Source organism: Lysobacter sp. ESA13C, from assembly GCF_019970005.1.
Taxonomy (GTDB): Bacteria; Pseudomonadota; Gammaproteobacteria; order Xanthomonadales; family Xanthomonadaceae; genus Lysobacter; species Lysobacter antibioticus_B.
This window is the reverse complement of sequence record NZ_JAHXYK010000005.1, coordinates 385,374-407,532: the sequence shown is the minus strand read 5'-3', so window position 1 is coordinate 407,532 and position 22,159 is coordinate 385,374. Positions and strand designations below refer to the sequence as shown.

The 22,159-nt window shown below is 67.6% G+C and carries 21 protein-coding genes; 10 read left to right on the top strand and 11 right to left on the bottom strand.

Going from position 1 to position 22,159, the window contains the following annotated elements:
* Positions 1-2 precede the first annotated feature (2 nt).
* Complete coding sequence (locus LC490_RS13065; RefSeq protein ID WP_223620414.1) at positions 3-965, top strand: aldo/keto reductase; 963 nt, start codon at positions 3-5, stop codon at positions 963-965.
* A 152-nt stretch (positions 966-1,117) separates the two neighbouring features.
* Here the strand turns inward: LC490_RS13065 and LC490_RS13060 are convergent, their stop codons facing one another.
* Complete coding sequence (locus LC490_RS13060) at positions 1,118-1,774, bottom strand: NAD(P)-dependent oxidoreductase (protein WP_223620413.1); 657 nt, start codon at positions 1,772-1,774, stop codon at positions 1,118-1,120.
* 83 nt (positions 1,775-1,857) lie between these two features.
* Here LC490_RS13060 and LC490_RS13055 point away from each other — a divergent pair, with 83 nt between their 5' ends.
* Positions 1,858-2,766 (top strand): LysR family transcriptional regulator, encoded by a 909-nt coding sequence (locus LC490_RS13055; RefSeq protein WP_051885168.1) that lies wholly within the window; start codon positions 1,858-1,860, stop codon positions 2,764-2,766.
* Positions 2,767-2,840: 74 nt separating this feature from the next.
* On the opposite strand, the gene LC490_RS13050 is transcribed toward LC490_RS13055, so the two are convergent.
* From LC490_RS13050 to LC490_RS13040, 3 genes are all read right to left on the bottom strand, one after another.
* Positions 2,841-3,737: a cyclase family protein gene (locus tag LC490_RS13050; protein WP_223620412.1), complete on the bottom strand. Its 897-nt coding sequence runs from the start codon at positions 3,735-3,737 to the stop codon at positions 2,841-2,843.
* A 365-nt stretch (positions 3,738-4,102) separates the two neighbouring features.
* The gene (locus LC490_RS13045; protein WP_081931052.1) at positions 4,103-5,041 is read right to left on the bottom strand and encodes a DMT family transporter; all 939 of its coding nucleotides are present in this window, start codon (positions 5,039-5,041) and stop codon (positions 4,103-4,105) included.
* A 285-nt stretch (positions 5,042-5,326) separates the two neighbouring features.
* The gene (locus LC490_RS13040) at positions 5,327-5,623 is read right to left on the bottom strand and encodes a cupin domain-containing protein (RefSeq protein WP_223620411.1); all 297 of its coding nucleotides are present in this window, start codon (positions 5,621-5,623) and stop codon (positions 5,327-5,329) included.
* A 137-nt stretch (positions 5,624-5,760) separates the two neighbouring features.
* Here LC490_RS13040 and LC490_RS13035 point away from each other — a divergent pair, with 137 nt between their 5' ends.
* Positions 5,761-6,645 (top strand): LysR substrate-binding domain-containing protein, encoded by an 885-nt coding sequence (locus LC490_RS13035; protein ID WP_036149103.1) that lies wholly within the window; start codon positions 5,761-5,763, stop codon positions 6,643-6,645.
* Between the two features lie 802 nt (positions 6,646-7,447).
* Here LC490_RS13035 and LC490_RS13030 read toward each other — a convergent pair.
* From LC490_RS13030 to LC490_RS13020, 3 genes are all read right to left on the bottom strand, one after another.
* The gene (locus LC490_RS13030; RefSeq protein WP_223620410.1) at positions 7,448-7,897 is read right to left on the bottom strand and encodes a TfoX/Sxy family protein; all 450 of its coding nucleotides are present in this window, start codon (positions 7,895-7,897) and stop codon (positions 7,448-7,450) included.
* 31 nt (positions 7,898-7,928) lie between these two features.
* Complete coding sequence (locus tag LC490_RS13025; protein ID WP_223620409.1) at positions 7,929-10,373, bottom strand: TonB-dependent receptor; 2,445 nt, start codon at positions 10,371-10,373, stop codon at positions 7,929-7,931.
* A 490-nt stretch (positions 10,374-10,863) separates the two neighbouring features.
* A complete protein-coding gene (locus LC490_RS13020; RefSeq protein ID WP_223620408.1) occupies positions 10,864-12,282 on the bottom strand; it encodes a M1 family metallopeptidase in 1,419 nt (472 codons plus the stop codon).
* 349 nt (positions 12,283-12,631) lie between these two features.
* Here LC490_RS13020 and LC490_RS13015 point away from each other — a divergent pair, with 349 nt between their 5' ends.
* The gene (locus LC490_RS13015; protein WP_223620407.1) at positions 12,632-13,831 is read left to right on the top strand and encodes a glycoside hydrolase family 64 protein; all 1,200 of its coding nucleotides are present in this window, start codon (positions 12,632-12,634) and stop codon (positions 13,829-13,831) included.
* Positions 13,832-13,978: 147 nt separating this feature from the next.
* On the top strand, positions 13,979-14,374 hold the full coding sequence (locus tag LC490_RS13010; protein WP_031373435.1) for a DoxX family protein: 396 nt from the start codon (positions 13,979-13,981) through the stop codon (positions 14,372-14,374).
* Between the two features lie 166 nt (positions 14,375-14,540).
* Here LC490_RS13010 and dbpA read toward each other — a convergent pair whose 3' ends face one another.
* Positions 14,541-15,959, bottom strand: a complete 1,419-nt coding sequence (dbpA, locus tag LC490_RS13005; protein WP_223620406.1) for an ATP-dependent RNA helicase DbpA — start codon at positions 15,957-15,959, stop codon at positions 14,541-14,543.
* Positions 15,960-16,118: 159 nt separating this feature from the next.
* On the opposite strand from dbpA, the gene LC490_RS13000 reads away from it, so the two are divergent.
* From LC490_RS13000 to LC490_RS12985, 4 genes are all read left to right on the top strand, one after another.
* On the top strand, positions 16,119-16,688 hold the full coding sequence (locus LC490_RS13000; protein WP_223620405.1) for a hypothetical protein: 570 nt from the start codon (positions 16,119-16,121) through the stop codon (positions 16,686-16,688).
* 102 nt (positions 16,689-16,790) lie between these two features.
* Entirely contained in the window at positions 16,791-17,285 is a 495-nt protein-coding gene (locus LC490_RS12995; RefSeq protein WP_031373432.1) for a GreA/GreB family elongation factor, read from the top strand.
* Between the two features lie 291 nt (positions 17,286-17,576).
* Positions 17,577-18,563 (top strand): acyl-CoA desaturase, encoded by a 987-nt coding sequence (locus LC490_RS12990; protein ID WP_223620404.1) that lies wholly within the window; start codon positions 17,577-17,579, stop codon positions 18,561-18,563.
* Positions 18,560-19,633 carry an SRPBCC family protein gene (locus LC490_RS12985; RefSeq protein WP_223620403.1) on the top strand — a complete coding sequence of 358 codons (1,074 nt, stop codon included), beginning with the start codon at positions 18,560-18,562 and terminating at the stop codon, positions 19,631-19,633. Before LC490_RS12990 ends, LC490_RS12985 begins: the two co-directional genes overlap by 4 nt.
* A 28-nt stretch (positions 19,634-19,661) precedes the next feature.
* Here the strand turns inward: LC490_RS12985 and LC490_RS12980 are convergent, their stop codons facing one another.
* Positions 19,662-19,973, bottom strand: coding sequence for a metalloregulator ArsR/SmtB family transcription factor (locus LC490_RS12980; protein ID WP_031373429.1), 312 nt, complete (start codon positions 19,971-19,973; stop codon positions 19,662-19,664).
* Positions 19,974-20,299: 326 nt separating this feature from the next.
* Positions 20,300-21,334: a fatty acid desaturase gene (locus LC490_RS12975; RefSeq protein ID WP_223620402.1), complete on the bottom strand. Its 1,035-nt coding sequence runs from the start codon at positions 21,332-21,334 to the stop codon at positions 20,300-20,302.
* A gap of 152 nt (positions 21,335-21,486) precedes the next feature.
* On the opposite strand from LC490_RS12975, the gene LC490_RS12970 reads away from it, so the two are divergent.
* On the top strand, positions 21,487-21,756 hold the full coding sequence (locus LC490_RS12970) for a GIY-YIG nuclease family protein (protein WP_031373427.1): 270 nt from the start codon (positions 21,487-21,489) through the stop codon (positions 21,754-21,756).
* Between the two features lie 2 nt (positions 21,757-21,758).
* On the opposite strand, the gene LC490_RS12965 is transcribed toward LC490_RS12970, so the two are convergent.
* Positions 21,759-22,148 (bottom strand): MAPEG family protein, encoded by a 390-nt coding sequence (locus tag LC490_RS12965; protein ID WP_031373426.1) that lies wholly within the window; start codon positions 22,146-22,148, stop codon positions 21,759-21,761.
* Positions 22,149-22,159 lie beyond the last annotated feature (11 nt).

Here is a 22,159-nt window from a genome sequence, read left to right as displayed (position 1 = left end):
CCATGGCCAGTCGTCGCGATTTCCTCGGCACCGTCTCCCTCGCCGCCACCGGCCTCGCACTCGCGCCGCTGGCCGCATGCAGCGACGAATCGCCGCCCGCCGCGGCGGCAACAGCACCGGCCGAAACGCCGTTCTCCGGGACCCTGCTCAAGCGCACGATTCCCGCGACCGGCGAATCCATCCCGGTGATCGGCATGGGCACCTCGGGCAGCTTCGAGGTCGGCACGGACGCGGCATCGCGTGCGCCCCTGCGCGAAGTGCTGAAACGTTTCGTCGATGCCGGCGCCCGCGTCATCGACACCGCGCCGACCTATTCCAGCGCCGAGGACGTGCTCGGCGATCTCGTGGCCGAAGCCAAGCTGCGCGAGCGCCTGTTCCTCGCCACCAAGCTGTCCGGCGTCAGCGGCCGCGACGAAGGCCTGGCGCAGTTCGAAGCCTCGCTGCGGCGCCTGCGCACCGATCGCATCGACCTGCTGCAGGTGCACAACCTGGGCGACACCCGCACCCGGCTCGCGCTTGCGCGCGAACTGAAGCAGCAAGGCAAGGTGCGCCTGGTCGGCCTGACCCATTACCGCGAACAAGCGCAGGCGCAACTCGCGCAAGACATGCGCGCGTTCAAGCCCGACTTCGTCCAGATCAATTATTCGCCGGTCTCGCGCGCTGCCGAACGCACGGTGTTTCCGCTCGCGCGCGAGTTGGGTATCGCGGTGATGATCAACCGCGCCTTCGAGGACGGCCGTTTGTTTTCGCAGGTCAAGGGCAAACCGCTGCCGCCCTGGGCGTCCGAGGTCGGCGCCGATTCCTGGGCGCAGTTGTTCCTCAAGTTCGCCCTCAGCGAAGCGGCGGTGACGGTGGTGATTCCGGCGACGTCCAAGCCCAAGAACCAGACCGACAACCTCAAGGCCGGCGTCGGCCCTGTGCTCGATGCGAAACAGCGCGAGGCCCTGGTCGCGGCGATCGGCTGACAGCTTGTCGCCATCTTGCCCCTGTAGGAGCGGCGTAAGCCGCGACCGCAGGGTTGGGCACTCGCGCCGTAGCGATCAGTTGAAATGACCGTGCACGACGAAGAGCGCGACAGCCCCGCTATCGCGCCCTTCGTTCCCATCGCACGCAACGATCAGTAAGCGACGGTGAAGCGCTTGCGCGAATGCGCCGGCTGCTCCAGTTCGTCGATCAGCGCGACAGCATAGTCCTGCACCGAGATGTTGCTCTCCCCCTTCTCGTCGACCAGCAACTGATCGCCGCCGACGCGGTAACGGCCGCTGCGCTCGCCCGGCACCAGGTGCGCGGCCGGCGACAGAAAGCTCCAGTCCAGGCTCTTCTCCTCGCGCAGCGTGTTGAGCACCGTGCGCATGGCTTCGGCGCCGTCGCGGTACTCGGCCGGGAAGCCGGGCTGGTCGAGCACTTGCTGGCCCGGCGCGATCTCCAGGCTGCCGGCGCCGCCGACCACGAGCAGACGCGGCACACCGGCTTGCTTCAGGCCTTCGACGATCCGGGTATAGCCGGCGACGGTGTCGCGGCCGACGTTCGGGTTCTTCCAGCCGCCGGCGTTGTACGAGGAGATCACCGCGTCGTGGCCGCGGCTGAGTTCGGCCACGGTCGCGGACGCCGTCGCCTCGCCGTCGATGCTGGCCGGCTTGGCGGTCAGGCCATCGTGCGCCTGCAGCGACGAGGTGTCGCGGGCGACCGCGGTGACGCGGTGGCCGCGCTGCAGGGCTTCTTGGAGCAGGGCGCGGCCGACGTAACCGGTGGCGCCGATCAGGACGATGTTCATGGGGGACTCCCGTAGTGGATTGGACGGGATATAGTTTTCTGACTTACAGACTCCGCGATAATCCGGCCCAGGACGCTATCACTATGAAGCTGGACTTCACGATAGATCGGCTCAAACGTATGGCCTTGTTCGCCCGGGTGGTCGAACTGGGCTCGATGAGCGCGGCCGCCCGCGAACTCGATATGACCCCCTCGGCGGTCAGCCAGCAGCTGCGCCAGCTCGAAGCCGAGACCGGCGTGGTCCTGCTGCATCGCTCCACCCGCAAGCTGACCACGACCGAGATTGGCCAGGCTTATTACGAAGACTGCGCAGCGATGCTGCACGCCGCGCGCAGCGCCGACGGCCGCCTCGGCGACCTGCGCGACGAACCGCGCGGCGAGTTGCGCATCGCCGCGCCGATCGGCTTCGCCGCGCATCTGGCGCCCGCACTCGCACCGTTGATGCGCGCCTATCCCGAACTGTCGCTGCGGATCTTCGCCGACGACCGCCAGATCGACCTGATCGCCGAGCGCATCGACCTGGCGATCCGGGTCGGCCGGCTCGCCGACTCCAACCTGATCGCGCGGCGCATGGCCGAATGGCGGCATCTGCTGCTGGCCTCGCCGGCGTATGCGCAGACCCACGGCCTGCCGCGCACGCCGGAGGAACTCGCCGGCCACTCGATGCTGATCCTCAGCGTGATGAGCCAACCCGAGTACGTCGAGATGCATCGCGACGGCGAACCCTCGCGGCGGGTGCGGATCGGCGGGCGCATCGTCGGCAACAACGCCGAGACCCTCAAGCAGATGATGCTGCAGGGGCTCGGCATCGTCCGCCTGCCCGAGCCGGATGCGACGCCGGTGTTGGCCGATGGCCGCGCCGTGCATGTATTGCCGGAATGGACGATGGCGCCGCTCGGCGTCTACGCGGTGACCGCGCAGCGCGATTCGCAGCCGGCCAAGGTGCGCATGGCGATCGCGGCCTTGCAGGACTATCTGGGATCGCAGCGGTAGCGAGCGCGTGCCCGTATCCGCGCTGCAGGCACCTTGTCCCGCATGCGGGAGAAGGAGAGCGAAGCCCGGGCCCCTTAGCCGACGATCTTCGCCAAGGCCCGCACCGGGAACGTGCCCATGCCCTTCACCTTCGGCGGCACCGCGCTGAAGCTGAAGCCTTCGTCGGGCAGCGCGGCGAGGTTGCGCAGGTGCTCGACGATCAGGATGCCGGCGCCGAGCAGGGTCGAATGCACCGGGCGCGTCTTGCCGCGGGTGTCGTCGATGTTCATCGAGTCGATGCCGACCAGCTTCACCCCGCAATCGCGCAGCCACACCGCCGCGTCTTCGGTCAGGAAAGGATGGCCGTCGGCATAGGCCGGCGTGGCGAAGTGCCGGTCCCAACCGGTGTGCACCAATACCGCGCGGCCGCGCAGTTCCAGGTCGCGGAAATAGGCGACGTCGATCGCCTTTACCGACGGGTCGATACGCACCACGATCGCGTCGAGGTCGGCGCAGTCTTCCACGCGGATCTGCGACAGGTCGGCGCCGTGCTCGTAACGATGCGAGGGGCAGTCGATGTAGGTGCCGGTGTTGGCGACCATGTCGATGCGGCCGATATGGAATTGCGTGCCCTCGGCGTAGATCTCGCGCGAGGACTCGCGGCTGAGGTAATCGCAGATGTACGCGGCCGGCATGCCCGGATAGGTGACCAGGCCGTCCTCGATGGTGTGGCTGAGGTCGACATAACGCGTCGCGCCGTGCTCCAGGCCGCCGGCCTTGCGCTTGTGCGCTTCGATCAGGATTTGCTTGTTGAGGATGCGCGCCGGCCCGACCATCAGCAGGCGCAGGTCGCGCACGATGTAGTCGACCAGTTCGGCATCGCTGATGTCGTCGCCCTCGATGTCGAGGCGAAACCCCTGGCCCTGCAGGCCGCCGCCGTTGCTGAACTCGATTTCGAAATCGAACTGGACGCGATGCTGGATGGAATTCAAGCGAATCTCCGAGAGGCGGGTGTGATGGAAGACTGCGATGGGGGAAGCGACGAGGATTTGCTGCAATGGATGGGTGATGCGAACGGATGATGCGATGGCGGCTTATGCGACCGATTCATCCATGGCAGCGCCCTGCGACGCTCTTGCTCGTCATCCCCGCGAAGGCGGGGATCCAGGGCTTTATCGCGACGGAACGCTGAAGTTTCTCGACCCCTGCCTTCGCGGGGATGACGGCTTGGAGTCTAGCGACTGACGAAAGGCCCGTAGCGACCGATCGCCGTGTTCTACGACAGGCGCATGAAGTCTCGCGAAAACGAGGCTCCGAGGCAGCCCCCATCCGCCGGCCGTTCTGCATCGCGCGATGCTTACTTCGCCGCCCTTTGGCTCAGCGCGACGCTGCCGAGGATCAACAGCGCGGCGATCAGCATGGTGCCGGTCAGCGGCTCGCCGAGCAGCATCCAGCCCCAGGCCACGCCGAACAGCGGCACCAGGTAGGTCACCGCAACCGCGCGGCCGGCGCCGATGCGCTGGATCAGGCGGTAGTACATGACGAAGGCGATGCCGGTGCAAAGCACGCCGAGCAAGGCCGCCGACAGCCAGGACTTGGCCGGGATCGCGTGGGTCGGCCACTGCGCGATCGCGAACGGCAGGGTCAACAGCGCCGAAGTGCCCAGGGTCGCCGCAGCGACCGCCGCGGCCGGCAAGCCGGTAAGTTGGCGGCGCACCAAGTTGGCGCCGATGCCGTACAGGAAGGCGGCGGTACAACCGGCCGCGACCGCCCAGCCGATGCTCGCGCCGGCGGTCTTGCCGCTGGCCAGCACCACCACGCCGGCGAAACCGGCGAACAAGGCGACCGCGCGTTGCATGCCGATCTTCTCGCCGAAGAACAGGAATCCGACCAGCGCGGTGAACAGCACCGCCATCGAATTGGTGATCGCGCCGATGCCGGCCGGCGCGCGTTGCGCGGCCCAGGCGAACAGCACGAACGGCACCGCCGAATTGATCACGCCGATCAAGGCGAGCTTGGCCCAGATCGCGCCCTTGAACGATTCGCGCGCCTTCCACAGGAACGGCAACAGGATCAGCGCGCCGAGGCCCAGCCGCATTTCCACCAGCGGCAGCGCGCCGAAGTCCTTCGCCGCCACGCGCATGAACAGGAACGACGAACCCCAGATCGCACCGAGCACGGTCAGCTCCAGCGGCGTGCGCCAGGCGGCGCGCTCGGAGTCCGAATGGGTGGCCACGGCAGCCGGGGCTGCGGGGCAGTTGCAAGCTACGTTGGCGGCGAGTTCGGGGGAACGCATGCGCTAAGTCCTCGAAAACGGCGGCCGCGCGATGCGGGCGCCTGCGGGGGAACACGGCCGCACCCGGCCTCGCGGCGGCGCGGTGGGCGCAGCGGCGACGGACGCCGTTGCGCGATACGGACAACCGAGGCCGGCCATGGCCAAGCGCCATCGAGCGCAGGGCCCGATCGCAGTATCGGTACGTGGCCCAGATGCGGATATCCGAATTCGATCAGCCGGATCTAATCAAGAACCGATCCGATCAATAACGAATCGAGTGCCGCGCCGGCTCCGCCGGCAGCTCGCTCAGACGTCCAGAATCGCCAGCGTGCCGCGGCTGCCCGGCGCGACCCCGTGGGCCACACCCGCGGGCACCACATAGAGCTGCCCGGCCCCGACTTCGACGATCGCACCGCCGATGCTCAGACGCATCTCGCCGTCGAGCACCAGCAGGCCCTCGGCGAAATCGTGCGTCTCTTCCTCGTAAGCGCCGGCGTCCATCCGCACCAGCTTGAAGTTGGCGCCGCCGAAACGTCCGACCACGGTCGAGCGCCAGGCGTCGGGCAGTTCGGCGGAGGTCGCAAGCAGGTCGATAAGGCTCATACGCAGGCACTGGCGGGTGGGTCGCGGCGGGTCGTGACAACAATCTGGCTCTTCCCTGGCGCTTATTTTGACTGGCCCGCTAGCCAAGACAAGCGCATACTTTGGCGCTCAGGCACAAATATTATTTGAGGCTGATCATGGCATTGCGGGCAGACTGGTTACCGGCCCTGGCGGCCTTCGAAGCGGCCGCGCGGCATCAGAATTTCGCCCACGCCGCCGAAGAGCTGCATTTGACCGCCAGCGCGGTCAGTCATCACGTGCGCAAGCTCGAAAGCCGGCTCGGCGTGAGCCTGTTCCAGCGCCATGCGCGCGGCGTCGCCCTGACCCCGCAAGGGCGCCAGCTCGCCGACTCGGCCGGCACCGCCCTGGCCGACATGGACGGCGTGCTGCGCAGCCTGCGGGTCAGCCGCGAGGAGACCGACCGGGTGCGCGTCACCACCCTGCATTCGCTGGCCTACACCTGGCTGCTGCCGCGGCTGAGCGAGTTCACCAGCGCGAACCCGAAGATATTGCTCAGCCTCGACACCGAGATCGCGTTGGCGCGATTCGACGAAGGCGGCCCCGACCTCGGCATCCGCCACGGCGCCGGCCATTGGCCCGGGCTGACCGCGCATCATCTGATGGACGACGCCTTGTTCCCGGTCGCTTCGCCGAACATGCCCGGCATCGAGCGGATCACCGAACCGGCGCAGATCGCCGACCTGCCGCTGATCGCCGACCACGCCCGCCAGGGCTGGCACGACTGGTTCCGCGCCGCGGACGTGCACGGCCGCAAGCTCGAAGAGCGCTACACCTTCAGCGACACCACCGACGCCATGATGGCCGCCGCCCACGGCATCGGCGTGGCCCTGGCGCGCGAACAGATCGCCGTGCCCTATCTGCGTTCCGGCCAGCTGGTGCGCCTGCCCGGCCCGTCGATGCCGGCGCGCTGGGGCTATTACGCGATCTACCCCGCCCACCGCCGCCTGCGCCCCGCGGCGCAAAGCTTTCTCGATTGGTTGTTGGCGGTGAAGAAGGATTGAGGCGCGCAGGCATCGCCTGCATCGTTGCTGCCACCCCTTTTGGGTAGGAGCGGCGCGAGCCGCGACCGCGAAAACGCTGCGCTGCGAAAGCACGAAGCACCTGCGTGTTTGCCGCTTCGAGTAGTCGCACCGGGCTCGATGTTCGACCCGTCCCCTGTCGCGACTCGCGTCGCTCCTACTCCTTGCTGCGCGTCTCCTGGGTAGGAGCGGCGCGAGCCGCGACCACGAAAACGCTGCGCTGCGAAAGCACAAAGCACCTGCGTGTTTGCCGCTTCGAGTAGTCGCACCGGGCTCGATCTTCGACCCGTCCCCTGTCGCGACTCGCGTCGCTCCTACCCCTTGCTGCGCGTCTCCTGGGTAGGAGCGGCGCGAGCCGCGACCGCGAAAACGCTGCGCAGCGAAAGTACGAAGCACCGGCGTGTTTGCCGCTTCGAGTAGTCGCACCGGGCGCGAGGTTCGACCCGTCCCCTGTCGCGACTCGCGTCGCTCCTACCCCTGGCTGCGCGGCTCCTGGGTAGGAGCGGCGCAAGCCGCGACCGCGAAGGCGCTGCGCAGCGAAAGCACGAAGCACTGGCGCGTTTGCCGCTTAGAGTAGTCGCACCGGATTCGAGGTTCGACCCGTCCCCTGTCGCGACTCGCGTCGCTCCTACCCCTTGCTGCGCGGCTCCTGGGTAGGAGCGGCGCGAGCCGCGACCGCGCAGGCGGGTGCTGCGAAAGTACGCGGGGCCGATTGGCTAATCGCTTCGATCAGCGGCATCAGGCTCGGTTTCTACCTGTCCCGCGGTCGCGAAAAGGATTGCGCTCAATCGTGCGCGGCGGGTTTGCGTCGTGATGCTTTCTTCACCGTGATTTTCTTCGCCGCGACTTTCTTCACCGCAGCCTTCTTCGCTACGACCCTCTTCGCCTTCGCCTTCTTCGGCGGCGCGGCATTGGCCTTGCGCAAGGCGGCCTGGTAGGCCAGGGTCAGCCACGGTTTCATGTCCTGCGGCGAATCCATCGCCGACTCGGGTACCGACCAGAAACTCAGCTCGATCGGTTTGCGCTGGCGCGTGTAGACGAAGGGCTCGCAGCCGGCCGCGCGGAAACGCGGCGCGGTCTGCGTGTCGACCTTGAGGTAGACCGCCTCGTCGGCGATCAAGGCGATCATCAGGCCATCGTGGTAGATGCCATGGCCGCCGAACATGCTGCGCGCCGACAAGGCGCCGAAGCCGGACGCCAGATCGCGCAGATGGGCGATGAAGGCCTCGCTCACGCGAGCGCCTTCATCGCCGTCTGCGCATCGATCAGAAGCGGTGCCACAGACGCACGTAATACGCCGCGCCGTTGAGACCGAACTGGACGCTGTCGAAGATATGGCCGTTGTCGGTTTCGTCGGCGTTCTGGCGGGTCGGCTTGACGTTGAAGATGTTGGCGCCGCCCACCGTCAGCTTCGTATTCTCGGAGAACGAATAGGTCGCGCTGAGGTCGGCCGAGGTCTTGGCCTTGTAACGCGCATTCGGCACGCCGCCCGCGGTGCCCGAGAACGTGCCCAGGGTCTGCGGGCCGAAGTGGATCACCTTGACGTTGCCGGCCCAGGGGCCGCGCGACAGGTCGAAGCCGAGCACGGCCTTCGACTTCGGCGCGCCCTGCTCGATGAACAAGCGCTCGCGCTCCGACAACAGCACGTCCTCGCGGCCGATCAGCGCCGGCGGCGCGTGGATGGCGTTGACCTTGGTGCGATTGAGGTTGAGCGCGAAGAAGGTGCCGAGCTTGACGTCTTCGCCGAGCTGGCGCTCGTTGTTGAAGGTGAAGTCCAGGCCTTCGGTGCGGGTGTCGACCGAGTTGACGAAGAACTGCGCCTGACCGACACCGAGGTCGTCGAGAATGCTGCCGATGGTCGGGTCGGTGGTGTCGAAGCGGCCGCTCAGCACGATGCGGTCGTCGATGTCGATGCGGTAGGCGTCGAGGGTCAGCGAGGTGTCGGCGGTCGGCGACCAGGTCAGGCCGAGGGTGTAGTTGCGCGACTCTTCCTTGGTCAACAGCGGCAGGCCGGCGGCATTGGCGATGGTGCCGCCGTTGGGCGCGATGACGACATCGACCGGTTCGCCGTTGACGAAGTCGGTGATGGTCGAGGAGAAGAACTTCTGCTGCAGCGACGGCGCGCGGAAACCGGTGCTGGCCGAGGCGCGCAGCATCAAGGTGTCGGTGGCGCGGAAGCCGGCGGCGAGCTTGCCGGTGGTGGTCTTGCCGAAGTCGCTGTAGTCCTCGTAACGCACCGCCACGCCGGCGGTGAAGCGGTCGGTGAAGTCGGCTTCGAGGTCGACGTAGGCGGCCCAGTTGTCGCGGCTGTGCGAGCCGGCGTCGGCCGGCTGGAAGCCCGGGAAGCCCTGGCTGCCGGCGTTGCCGCCCTCGCCCACTCCGTCGGCGTCGATGTAGGAACCCGGCTCGCCGGCGAAGATCTTGTAGCGCTCGTCGCGACGCTCCAGGCCGAAGGCGACGTTGAGGCCGTTGAAGACCTGGTCGTAGAAACGGCTGACGTCGAAATTGATGGTCTTCTGCTGGAACGAGAAGCCGCCGGCATCGAAGCTGTCGGCGCTGACGCCGCGGCCGCCGTTGAGCAGGTCGAGGTTGGCGATCGAGGCGTTGAGGGTGTTGTTGATGTCGTAGCGCAGCTCGTTGAAGCCGTAGGTGTAGGACAGGTCGGCATTCCACTCGCCCATGCTCCAGCGCAGGCCGAGAATGCCGTAGCGGTCCTTGAGTTCGCCGTCGATAAAGGGCACGAAACCGTCCGGATACATCGCCGCGGAGTTGCGCGAGGGGATATCTTCCGAGCCCAGGCCGTCGCGCGCGAACGCCGCCGAGGACGCATCGCGGTTCTGCACGCCGCCGGTGAAGTACAGGGTCAGGTTTTCGCCGAGGGGCTTTTCGCCGTTGACGAAGATGGTCTGGTTGCGGATCTTCGAGTCGCCGATGATGCGCGGGCTGCCGGCCGGCTCGGAGCGGTCGGAGCGGCCGCGATCCTGGTACTCGCCGGTGATGCCGATGGTGCCGTCGCTGCCGAGGCCGAAACCGCAGTAGGCGGTCGCCAGCCAGTTCTCGCCGTCGCCCTTGGAATACTGGCCGTAGCCGGCGACCGCTTCGCAACCCTTGCGCTTCTTCAGCGAGATGTTCATGACGCCGGCGATGGCGTCGGAACCGTACTGGGCCGCGGCGCCGTCGCGCAGGATCTCGACGCTGTCGATCGCCATCAGGGGGATGGTGTTGAGGTCGGTACCGGTGTTGCCGCGGTTGCGCGCGCCGAAAAGGTTGAGCAAGGCGGTGGTGTGGTGGCGCTTGCCGTTGACCAGGACCAGGGTCTGGTCCGAACCCAGGCCGCGCAGCGCCGCCGAGTCGACCAGGTCGGCGCCGTCGGCGCCGCTCTGGCGGGTCGAGTTGAACGAGGGCGCGGCGTATTGCAGCGACTGGGCGAGGTCGAACTGGGCGCCTTCCTCGGTGTTCTTGGCCATCGGCAGCACGTCGACCGGCGAGATCGAGGTGGTATCGGAGGAGCGCTGGCTGCGGCGCGAACCGAGCACCGACACCGTCTCCAGGGTCCGGGCCTCGCTTTCCTGAGCCGGTGCGGCCTCGGTCTCCTGGGCGGCGGCGCTGCCGGCGAAGAGGCCGCCGGCGACCCACAGCGCGCAATGAACGGCGCTGAACAGGCGGGCACGGCAGAGGGGACGGAGAGGACGGCGGCTGGCTTGCGTCATAGCGAGGATCCTTGGCGAGGCGGGCTGGGCATCCCCTTAGCCTAAAGCCAAGACGCCAGTTCGTGCACAGTCCGCGACTCGGAAATGCAAACAAACAGTGCCGGGGGCCGCGCAATGGATAGCGCGGCACAGGGGTTCGGGGACAGGCCGCGAGCCCTGGGACGCCGGTCCATCCCGCCCGAATGACGGCCCGGTTGGGCCGGCACGGCGCCGCGATCGGGCGGGTACGAGGTCGCGGCTTGTGACCGAAGGAAATCCAGTCGGACGCCGCTCCTACCCCTTGGTTACGCGGTTCCTGAGTAGGAGCGGCGCAAGCCGCGACCACGGAACTTCGATCCGCGACGAGGGCCCCATGGGCCCGAGAACAGATGGATGGGGCGGTTCGCACGAGAACAACGCCGGTTTTCTTTTATCCAACACCGGCTTCTGAGGCGGCGCGGTCGCGGCTTACGCCGCTCCTACATTGGGCTGCGTCGGTGCCATACCGCGCTCACTTCGCAGGCGCCGCCGGCTTCGCCGCGACTTCCGCCGATTCGACCCAGCGCGCGAAAAACTCGCGCAGGTCGCGGCCGCTCGCGCGTTCCATCGCCCGGCGGAAATCCGCGGTCACCACCGAATGGCCGTAGTGCGCGCGGGTATAGGCGCGGATGCCGCCCCAGAACGCGCGCTCGCCTAGTTCTTCGCGCAGCAGGTGCAGAACATAGGCGCCCTTCTGGTACACCACGGCGCGATCGTCGGCGCTCGGCTTGGTCCAGTGTTCGTAGATCAAGGCGTGGTCCTTGCCGCTCTCGCGCAGCTTGTCCAGGCGCCGCTTCCAGCCGTCGACCTGCTTGCGATAGGCCTCGTCGCCGAAACGGTGCTGCAGATAGGCCGCGGCCATGAAATTGGCGAAGCCCTCGTTGAGCCAGAAATGCCCCCAATCGCGGCAGGTGACGTAATTGCCCCACCACTGGTGCGCGGCTTCGTGGGCGATCAAGGCCTGCGCGCTCGGGTCGTCGAGCACTTCGCGGCCGTAGGCCTCCGACATCAGCGACAAGCCGGCGAGTTCCTGGCCGATGGTCTTGGCGACCAGCACCTGGCTGTAGGTACCGTTGTAACGGATGCCGGCGCGGCGGCCGAAGAAACGCATCATGTCGGGCGTGTCGGCGAATACACGCCGCAGTTGCGGCGCCTGCAGGTCGCTCGACAGATAACGCAGCGCGGCGTTTTCGCTGGTGCCGCCGGCTTCGTTGTAGCGGCCGGCGGCGAAACCGTAGACATAGCTCGGCATGGCCGCATCCTGGCGCCAGCGATAGGCCTCGCGGCGGCCGCCGAGCGCCGACTTCGACATCAAGCGGCCGTTGCCGACCGCTTTCAAGCCTTCCGGCAGGGTCACGGTGAGATCGAGGGTGGCCCGTTCCTGCGGCGCATCGATGCAGACCAGCCATTGGCTGGTCGAGAACACCGTATACAGCTCGCTGCGCTCGGGATGGAATTCCAGGCCGAAACGCGGCGCGCCGCGGTAAGCGATTTCGATCTCATGGCGCGAACCGGCCGCGGCCGGCGCCGCCAGGCGCACGCTCACGCGCTTGTCGAGCTTCTCGAAACTCAGCTGCTTCTTGTCTTCGCTGACCGCGACGATGTCGAGGTCGCCGGCGTCGAAATCGAAACGCTGCGCGCCCTGGGTGCGGACGATGAAACGGATCGCGACATGGCCGCGCAAGCTCTTGGCTGCCAGGTCCGGCTCGATGCGCGCGGTGTAATGCAATACGTCGATGTCGGCACCGGCGCGCGCGACTTCGCTCGAGGCCTTGGTCGCTGCGGCGAGGCTGGCGAAGGCCGCACAGGCGAGGACGCCGGCCGCGATCGTGCGCCGCAGCAAGCGGCTGCGCGCACGGGATTGGCCGACCTGGTTTACTGCATCGCGCATCGCTTGCTCCATCCCTTCCCCTGCCGATCGCGGTCCTGCGATTCGTGTCCGCTCGGGCCGACCCACCGGATCGGGCGTCGATCATCGCCGATGCGGACGCTGCGCTGAACCCATCGGCCGTTCATGGTTTGTCTGCGGTTAGGGATTGCGCCGGATCTGCGCCCCCGATCACTGACAGCGCTGTCATTTGCGGCCAAGGTGCGGATCGTGAGCGCAGGCGCGCGGGCGATCGCGTCGCGGGCGGTCACGCCCACCCACGCCAAGCACGCGCTTTCCCGCGGCACTGCGCCGCCTGGGCCCGCCTGGGCACGGGAAGCCGAAGGCTTGCCCCTGCTCAGGAGCCACCCAGATGGTCACTCGCCGTAGTTTCCTCAGCGCCTCCGCCGCCGCGATGGCGGCCGGCGTCGTCGCGCCCTTCGCCTCCCGCGAGGCCGTCGCGGCCGCACCGCAGCGCTTCACCCTCAACCTGGTCAATGCCTCGGGCCAGAACACCGCCTATACCTATGTGGTGGGCCTGTCGGGCGGACGCCCCTTGTTCGTGCGCGCCGACGGCGGCAGCTATTACCCGCCCTCGCCGTCGTCGCCGGTGACGCCGCTGGGCCAAGACTGCGCGATCCCGCTCGGCGGCCATGGCTCGTCGACGCGGGTCTCGATCCCGCGCATGTACGGCGCGCGTATCTACGTCGTCACCGGCAGCAAGCTCGATTTCTTCGTCAATCCGGGCCCGGCCATCGTCCACCCCAGCTTCCTCAATACCGGCGATCCGAACTTCCACAAGAACTGGACCTTCGCCGAATTCACCTTCAACGAATACGAGCTGTTCTCCAACATCAGCTACGTCGATTTCGTCGCCGCGCCCCTGGGTTTGTCGCTGCGCTCGCTGTCGGGCCGGGTCGAAACCATTCCCGGCCTGCCCGCCGGCGCGCTCGATCCGATCTGCTACGCGCTGCAACAACAGGCCAGCCGCGAGGGTTCGGCCTGGGATTCGCTGATCCAGCGCGGCAGCAACGGCCTCAACCTGCGCGCGATGAGCGCCCACTACCAGGCCGGCCGCTTCCAGAATTATCTGAGCGGCTACATCAATGCGGTCTGGAGCAAATACGCCTCTACCACCCTCACCGTCGACACCCAGTCCGGCTTCGGCCGCCTGACCGCGCGCGTCGGCGGCGACGGCCTGTTGCGTTTCAACAACGGCGAGAGCTTCGCCCGCCCGAGCACCGCCGACGTGCTGAGCTGCGACAGCGGCCCCTTCAGCCTCGCCGGCGCCAGCGAGGTGCGCAAGGCGATCATTCCGCGCCTGGCCGCGGCCTTGAACCGCACCACCCTGCTCGACAACGCCGACCAGCCCAACGGCGAAGTCGCCAGCCGCTTCTATCGCAACGCCCAGACCAACCACTACGCGCGCCTGGTGCACGAACGCCTGCCCGACAACCGCGGTTACGCCTTCCCGTACGACGACGTCTCGCCGAGCGGCGGCCAGGACTTCAGCGGCGCGGCGCGTTCGGGCGACCCGGACACGCTGACGGTGACCTTGCGCGCCCTGCGCTGACCGACCCGCTGCGACGCTCAGCGCGCCAGAGGCCGGCCGTGCCCCCAGCACGGCCAGCCTGGCCATACCGCAGCGCAGCAAGCGCCGCCCAGGCCTGGCCTATGATGCGGACGACCCGCCCTCGCGGCGGCCCGCATCGGAGACGCCATGAACGCCGACAAGCACCAGGATCTGGGCAAGCTGATTCTTCGTCTCGCGCTGGGCGTGCTGATCCTTTTGCACGGCATCGCCAAGCTGCGCGGCGGTACCGCCGGCATCGTCGGTCTGGTCGAATCGCAGGGCCTGCCGGGTTTCCTCGGCTACGGCGTATTGATCGGCGAGGTGCTTGCGCCGGTGTTGGTGATCGTCGGCTATCACGCCCGCATCGGTGCGGCCTTGATCGCGGCCAATATGCTGGTCGCGCTGGGCCTGGTGCACCTGGGCCAGATCGGCCAGCTCAACGAGCAAGGCGGTTGGGCGCTGGAACTGCAGGCGATGTTCCTGGCCGCGGCGGTCGCGCTGGCCTTGTTCGGCCCTGGCAAGTTCAGCCTCAACGGCAAGTAGCGAGTGCGGCGCTGCGGCCGGTCGGCTCGACCGGCTCGCTTGCGTTCGCCCATGCCGATCGGATCGCATCGCATCGCATCGATCCGATCGCGCAGCTCGGATCAACCCGATCGAATCAACCCGATCAGACCATCCTGATCAGGTCCCCCTGATCAGATCATCCTGACTAGATCCGGTTGACCCGGAATTTGCGGCCTTTGATCTTGCCCTCGCGCAGGCGCGCGAGCGCTGCGCCGGCCTGCGCGCGCGCCACCGCCACGTACGAGCGCGTCGCGTAGACGTTGATCTTGCCGATCGCATCGGCCTTGAGCCCGGCATCGCCGGTCAGGGCGCCGAGGATGTCGCCGGGCCGCAGCTTGTCGGTCTTGCCGGCATCGATGCGCAGGGTTTCCATCGGCGCGACCGGCGCGTTCTTGGCCTTGCCGGCCAGCGGCACGGCGCGGCGCCAGGCCAGCGGCGCGCCCTGGCGTTCCTGGATCTGATCGGCACGGCCGCTCTCGCGCGGCCCGCACAGGCTGAGGGCGATGCCGCCGCGCCCGGCGCGGCCGGTGCGGCCGATGCGGTGCACGTATACGTCCGGGTCGGTCGGCAGGTCGTAGTTCACCACCGCCGCGAGTTCCTCGACGTCGAGCCCGCGCGCGGCCACGTCGCTGGCGACCAGCACGTTGCAGCTGCGGTTGGCGAAGCGCACCAGCACCTCGTCGCGGTCGCGCTGTTCCATCTCGCCGTGCAGGGCCAGCGCGGTGAAGCCGTAATGGCTCAGCGAGCCCACGACTTCCTCGGTGTCCTTGCGCATATTGCAGAACACCACGCAGGAGTCCGGGCGGTACTCCAGCAGCAGCGCCGCCAGCAACGGGGTCTTCTTGGCCGCTTCGACTTCGTAGAAATACTGTTCGATCTGCAGCGCCGAGGCTTCGCCCTCGACCGTGACTTCGGCCGGCTCGCGCATCGCGCCGCGGGCGAGGTCGCGGATCGCGTCCGGGAAGGTCGCCGAGAACAGCAGGCTCTGGCGGGTCTTCGGGGTCTTGGCGACGATCTCGCGCATCGGCTCTTCGAAGCCCATGTCGAGCATGCGGTCGGCCTCGTCGAACACCAGGGTGCGCACGCCGTCGAGCTTCAATGCCTTCTTGCGCAGCAGCTCCTGCAAGCGACCGGGCGTGCCGACCACCACGTGCGGCGCGTGTTCCAGCGAGGCCAGTTGCGGCCCCAAGGCCATGCCGCCGCACAGCACCGACACTTTCAGGTTCGGGATCGCGAAGGCGAGTTTGCGCAGCTGCTGGCCGACCTGATCGGCGAGTTCGCGGGTCGGGCACAGCACCAGCGCCTGGGTCTTGATCGCGGCGGGGTCGAGCCGCTGCAGCAGGCCCAGGCCGAAGGCGGCGGTCTTGCCGCTGCCGGTCGGCGCCTGCGCGATCAGGTCGCGGCCGTCGAGGATTGCCGGCAGCGCGCGCGCCTGGATCGGCGTCATCGTGGTGTAGCCGAGCGCGGCCACGCCCTGCAGCAGGGCCGGCGAGAGGGAAAGGGAGTCGAAGGCCAAGGAGTCGGCAGTCGCCAAGGCCGCGGTGGGCGAGATCGGATCGTTCATGCGCCATGATCGCAGCTTCGGGCCGAGCTTGGGCTCGGCAGCACGGTTTTCCGCCGTCGCCGCACCGGATCGGGGCGGTCCGGCCTATGCTGCTGCGGTCGCCGGCGCCGCCAGACCGCCGTCGCGAGCCCCTTGCCCGAACCGGCCCGGAGACCCGCCATGGATCAGTTCCTGCATATCCGCGTCCTGCTCGGCATCGTCCTGGGCCTGGCCATCACCACCCTGCTCAAGGGCCTGGCCCGCTTCGTCCAGCACCCCGGCCGCGACCGCGTCTACGGCGTGCATATCGCCTGGGCGATCTCGATGTTCACCCTGCTCGCGCATTTCTGGTGGTGGGAGTTCCGCCTGGTCCACCACGTGCACTGGAGCTTCGTCGCCTACGCTTTCCTGATCCTGTACGTGGTGGTGCTGTATCTGTTGTGCACCTTGCTGTTTCCCGACGACATCGGCGACTACGGCAGTTGGCAGGAGTACTTCCAGTCGCGGCGCAAATGGTTCTTCGGGATCATGGCGGTGTCCTACCTGATCGATTTCGGCGACACCCTGATCAAGGGCCGCGCCTATTTCGACAGCTTCGGCATCGAGTACCCGCTGCGCAACCTGAGCTACGTGCTGCTGTGCCTGGTCGCCATCCGCACCCGCTCGGAAACCTTCCATCGCGCCTTCGTCGCCGCCAGCCTGATCTACCAGGTGTCCTGGATCTATCGCCTGTTCGACTTCGTCCAATAGGCGCGAGTGCCGCGCCATGCAGCGCACCCGCTGTCGCGCGCTCACCCGGCGGCAACGTAGCGCCGCCTATGCTGGCTGCATGATTCCGTCTTGCGTACACCCATGAGCCGAGCTTTCGTGAAAGAAGGCGACGGCGACGAAAACGCCGGCGATCTGCCCGAACTGCCGATCAGCGAGCATCCCAACTACGTCACGCCGCGCGGCATGGCCTTGCTGCGCACGCGCCTGGACGATGCCGGGCGGCGCCTGGGCGAGATCGACGCGAACGCGGTCGGGGCCCGGCTCGAAGCCGCCCACATCGAACGCGAACTGCGCTGGCTGCAGGCGCGCATCCTCGGCGCGATCACCATCGCGCCCGAGCGCCAGCCGTCCGAACTGATCGCCTTCGGCGCGCGGGTCGAGGCGGTCGACGACGACGGCCGCGAATACCGCTACCGCATCGTCGGCGAAGACGAAGCCGACCCGGAGCTCGGCCTGATCAGTTGGGTGTCGCCGCTCGCGCGCGCCCTGCACGGCGCGCGCGTCGGCGACAGCGTGGTCTGGAAGCGGCCGGCCGGCGATCTCGCGATCGAAGTGCTGGCGATCGATTACGGCTGAGCCGCGCCGCGGTATCCGCATCAGCAAGACAGCTCCGACGCAGGCCGTCGGCGACGCCTCGCCGGCATCGCGCGGCGACAAGAGCACGCGTCGCACGCCCGCTTACCCCTGCCGCCCTTCCCCGACCGCTCGTCGGCAAGCGCTTGACGCTGCCCGATGGCGGAAGAATCATTTAGCAAATTAGTTAATTGCTGAATACCTGCAGCGGTACGGGGCTCGGGCCGCAGCGGCTCACGCCTCGGCAGGCCTCGACTCGACACCACCGCACGACACGTTCACCAGGGAGAGGTCATGAACGCATTGCCCGACAGCCTGAGATCGCATCGCGTCCAGTCGCAGGCCGACCGACTCGCCTCGATCCGCAGCGTCAGCGACGGCCGCGTGGTCTGGGAGCCGGTGCGCTCGTTGTGGTTCACCACGATGGCGCTGGGCGCGGTGGTCGGCGGCATCGCCACCTTCAGCTGGCCGGCGTTCGCCTTGTTCGTGGTGTCGACCGCGGCCGTGCTCCTGCTGGGCCATTCGCTCGGCATGCACCGCAAGCTGATCCACGACAGTTTCGGCTGCCCGAAGTGGCTGGAATATCTGCTGGTGTACTGCGGCGTGCAGGTCGGCCTGGCCGGCCCGATCGGTCTGGTGCGCACCCACGACCTGCGCGACTACGCCCAGCGCCTGCCCGACTGTCACGACTACCTCGCCCATCGCCAGCCCTTCGCCATCGATGCCTGGTGGCAACTGCATTGCGAACTGCGCCTGAGCGCGCCGCCGCGCATCGAGATCGAGGCGCGCATCGCCGACGATCGCTACTACCGTTTTCTGCAACGCACCTGGATGTGGCAGCACCTGCCATGGGCGCTGGCCTTCTTCGCCATCGGCGGCTGGGGCTGGGTGTTCTGGGGCGTATGCGCCCGGGTCACCGCCGGCGTGTTCGGCCATTGGCTGGTCGGCTACTTCGCCCACAACCACGGCGGCATGCACCACGAGGTCCGCGGCGCTGCGGTGCAGGGCCGCAACGTGCGCTTCATGTCGCTGCTGACCATGGGCGAGTGCTGGCACAACAATCACCACGCCTTTCCGGGTTCGGCGCGGCTCGGCCTGTATGCCGGCGAATGGGACCCGGGCTGGTGGTTCCTGCGCGCCTGCGCACGCATCGGCCTGGTCTGGCGCCTGCGCCTGCCCGAAGACCTGCCGTCGCGCGAGGAACTGCATCGCCTGGAACCGACCTCCGCGGCGGCATTCGCCGATACCGCGCCCACTCGACTCACCCGGACCGTCCCATGAGCACCGAACCGCCCGAACTGCCGCCGTTGCCTGCCCCGCCACCGCTGTCCACAGCTGCGCCGTTGCCGCAACCTGCGACTGCACCGCCGGCGCGGCGCCTGAGTCCCGGCCTTGCCGTCTTGGCCGGCATCGCACCGGTATTGGGCGGCGCCCTGATCGGGCTGCTGCTGCGCTTGGCCTTCGATGGTGAACCCGGCAGCACCTTCGCGACCATGCTGTGGGTGTTCATCGTGCTTGCGCCGTTCGCGATCGGCGCGGTCACCGTGTATCTGGCCGAGCGGATCAAACCGCGCGGCATCGGGTATCACTTCTTCATGCCGGTGCTCAGCGTGTCGCTTTGCGTGCTCGGCAGCATGTTCATGATGCTGGAGGGGCTGATTTGCGTGCTGATGGCCCTGCCCCTGTTCGCGGTCATGGGCGGGCTGGGGGGCGTGGTGATGGGAGCGATCTGCCGCCTCAACAAACGCTCCACCACCCCGACGGTCTACAGCTTCGTCGCCCTGCCGGTGGTGCTGGCGGCGTTCGGCGTCGGCCACGAGACGCCGCAACGCTTCGAACACGTCGAACGCAGCGCGGTGATCCAGGCGACACCGGCCGAGGTCTGGAAGCACTTGCTCGATGCCGACCATATCCAGTCGGCCGAAGTCGATCGCGCCTGGATGTACCGCATCGGCGTGCCGACCCCGCTCGCCGGCGTCACCCATCGCACGCAGACCGGTCTGGTGCGTGACGTGCGCATGGGCAAGGGCATCCACTTCCGTCAGATGTCGAGCGACTGGCAGCCGCAACGCTACGTGCGCTGGCAGTACCTGTTCGAGGAAGACTCGGTGCCGGCCGGCGCGCTCGACGACCACGTGCGCATCGGCGGCGATTACTTCGACCTGCGCGACACCACCTACACCCTAACCCCGCGCGGCGACGCGACCGTGCTGACGATCCGCATGGACTATCGGGTCAGCACCGGCTTCAACTGGTATGCGGTGCCGCTGGCCGATTGGCTGATCGGCGATTTCAGCGAGGTCATCCTCGACTTCTACCGGCAGCGCGCGCAGGCACGGCCGGGGGCCTGAGCCACGAGTCAGGAACCAGCAACGAAACTCAGCCGGCCGCTTTCTTGGCGCGCCGGCTTTCGCGTTTGAGCGGCCCGCCGACCGGGCAGATCTCGAACGCGAACTGGGTCAGGGTGTTGACCAGATTGTCCGGCACCAGCTTGTAGACCACGAACTGGCCGCGGCGCTCGCTGCTGATCAGCCCGGCGTTGACCAGCACCGACAGATGCCGCGAGATCGCCGGCGCGCTCATCTCGAAGCGCGCGGCGATGTCGCCGGCGCTGAGTTCGCGCTCGGATAGAAAGGCCAGGATCTGCCGTCGCGGCGACGAGGCCAGGGCTTCGAAGATCTTGTCCTGCATGAGGCGGGAACCGCGGCCCCGGATATTTGTTTAATTAACTAAAATACTAATTCCGAGCCACTCGAAGTCAAGCGCCGCCGGTCGGGCCGGTGCCTGGCACGGCTATCGGGTCCGGAAGGCAAGCAGCACGCAGGCGGCCGCACAACGCGGCTCGCGAAGGCGAGCATCGCTGGCGACGCAGTGTCGCCAGGCTTCATAGGGGTGGTATCGGATCAGGCCGCTCGCGCCGCGGCATCGAGCCGGCGCTCACGCCCTGGCGACGCCTCGCGTCGCCGCGCAGCGGCCCAGACCGTGCAGCCTTGCGCTGCACGGCACCGCGGCCAGCCTCAGGCGCCGGCGGCCTGGACGCGTGCTCGCTTCGGGAAACCGACCATGCGCTTGAGCTCTTCGTCCCACAGCTTCAGTTGCGCGCACTTCAGGCTCGACCAGATGGTCAGGCGCGGTGCGGCCTGCAGCAGCGGGCTCGATTCGTACGCCTCGCGCAGGCGGTAGTTCGGGATGCGGCTGGAAAGGTGATGGATGTGGTGGTAACCGATGTTGCCGGTGAACCAATGCACGATATGCGGCAGGTCGTAGAACGAGCTGCCGGCGATGGCGGCTTCGTGCGAGTTCCAATCGTCCTTGCGGGTCCAGTAGGCGTCTTCGAAGGTGTGCTGGACGTAGAACAGCCACACGCCGACCGCGCCGGCGATCAACACCACCGGCAGATGCACCATCAGCACGGTGTGCCAGCCGATCGCAAAGCCCATCGACAGCAGGATCAGGCCCAACGCCAGGTTGTTGAACAGCACACTCGCCCACTCGCGCTTCCAGGTGAAGGGCAGGTCGAACGGGAAACGGTGCTTGATGACGAACTGGTACAGCGGGCCGACGCCCAGCAGCACCGGGGTGCTGCGATACAGGCGGTAGCACAGGCGCCCGAACCAGGAACGCGAGCGGTACTCGGCCACGGTCAGGGTTTCGATGTCGCCCATCTCGCGGCGGTCGAGGTTGCCCGAGGTGCCGTGGTGGATGGCGTGGGTCTTCTTCCAGTAGCCGTAAGGGAACAGGGTGACCACGCCGAGGCAGCGCCCGACCAGATCGTTGGCACGGCTGCTGGCGAAGAACGAACCGTGGCCGCAGTCGTGCTGGATGATGAAGGTGCGCACGTACAGGCCGGCCGCCGGGATCGCCATCAGCAAGGTCCAGCCGTAGCCCCACTTACCGACCACGCTCCAGGCCATCAGCGTCCACAGTGCGGCGAACGGCACCAGGGTGTTGATCAGTTGCCAGACGGCCCGTCCGAGGTGGGGCTTGGCGAAACGCGCGCAAAGCTGACGCAGGTTGGTGACGGTGGATTGCGGTTCGGCGTCGGCGTTCAAGCGGCAACTCCATGAAGGACGTTCCATTGTGGTGAGCGCTTCCTGACCTGGCAATGACGTTCGCAGGCGTATGGACGTGATCGCTATCGGGCTTCGGACTTTTGCCCTCCGGTTTCGGCCAGGTCACCCCGGCCCCGGCTAGGCTATGCGGCATGTCCGCCTGGTACGTCTATCTGATCGAATGCCGCGACGGCAGCCTGTACACGGGTATTGCCGTCGATGTGGAGCGCCGCTATGCCGAACACGTCGCCGGCAAGGGCGCGCGCTACACCCGTTCGCACCCGCCGTTGCGACTGCTCGCGCAGTTTCCGCACCCGGACCGTTCGTCGGCGCTGCGTGCGGAGTACGCGATCAAGCAGCTGTCGCCGACCGCGAAACGCGCACTTTGCGCGAACGCGGCGGCCGCAACCGTCCCGGCCTGAGCTCAGAACAGCGCCCAGACCAGCTTGATCAGGCCCCACAGCGACACCGCCCACACCGCCGAACGCAGGTAGGGAATGCCGGCCGCATACACCGGCACGTAGACCAGCCGCGCCCAGAAGTAGAGCTGCGCACCGAGCGCGGTGTCGTCGTTGCCGCGGCCAGCCAGCCCGACCGCGAGCACCGCCGCGGCGAACAAAGGGAAGGTTTCGAGGAAGTTGCGCCAGGCGCGGTCCACCCGCGCAGCCACGCCGGCCAGGGGCTCGGGAGTGCCGTCGCGGGCGCTGGCGTTCCAGCGCACCCCGCGTTGCTGGGTCATGAAGGTCGCCGCGACCAGCAAATGCACGATCGCAAGCACGATCGACCAGGCCAGCATCTGCAGTTCGATGCTCATGCGCGCGTCCT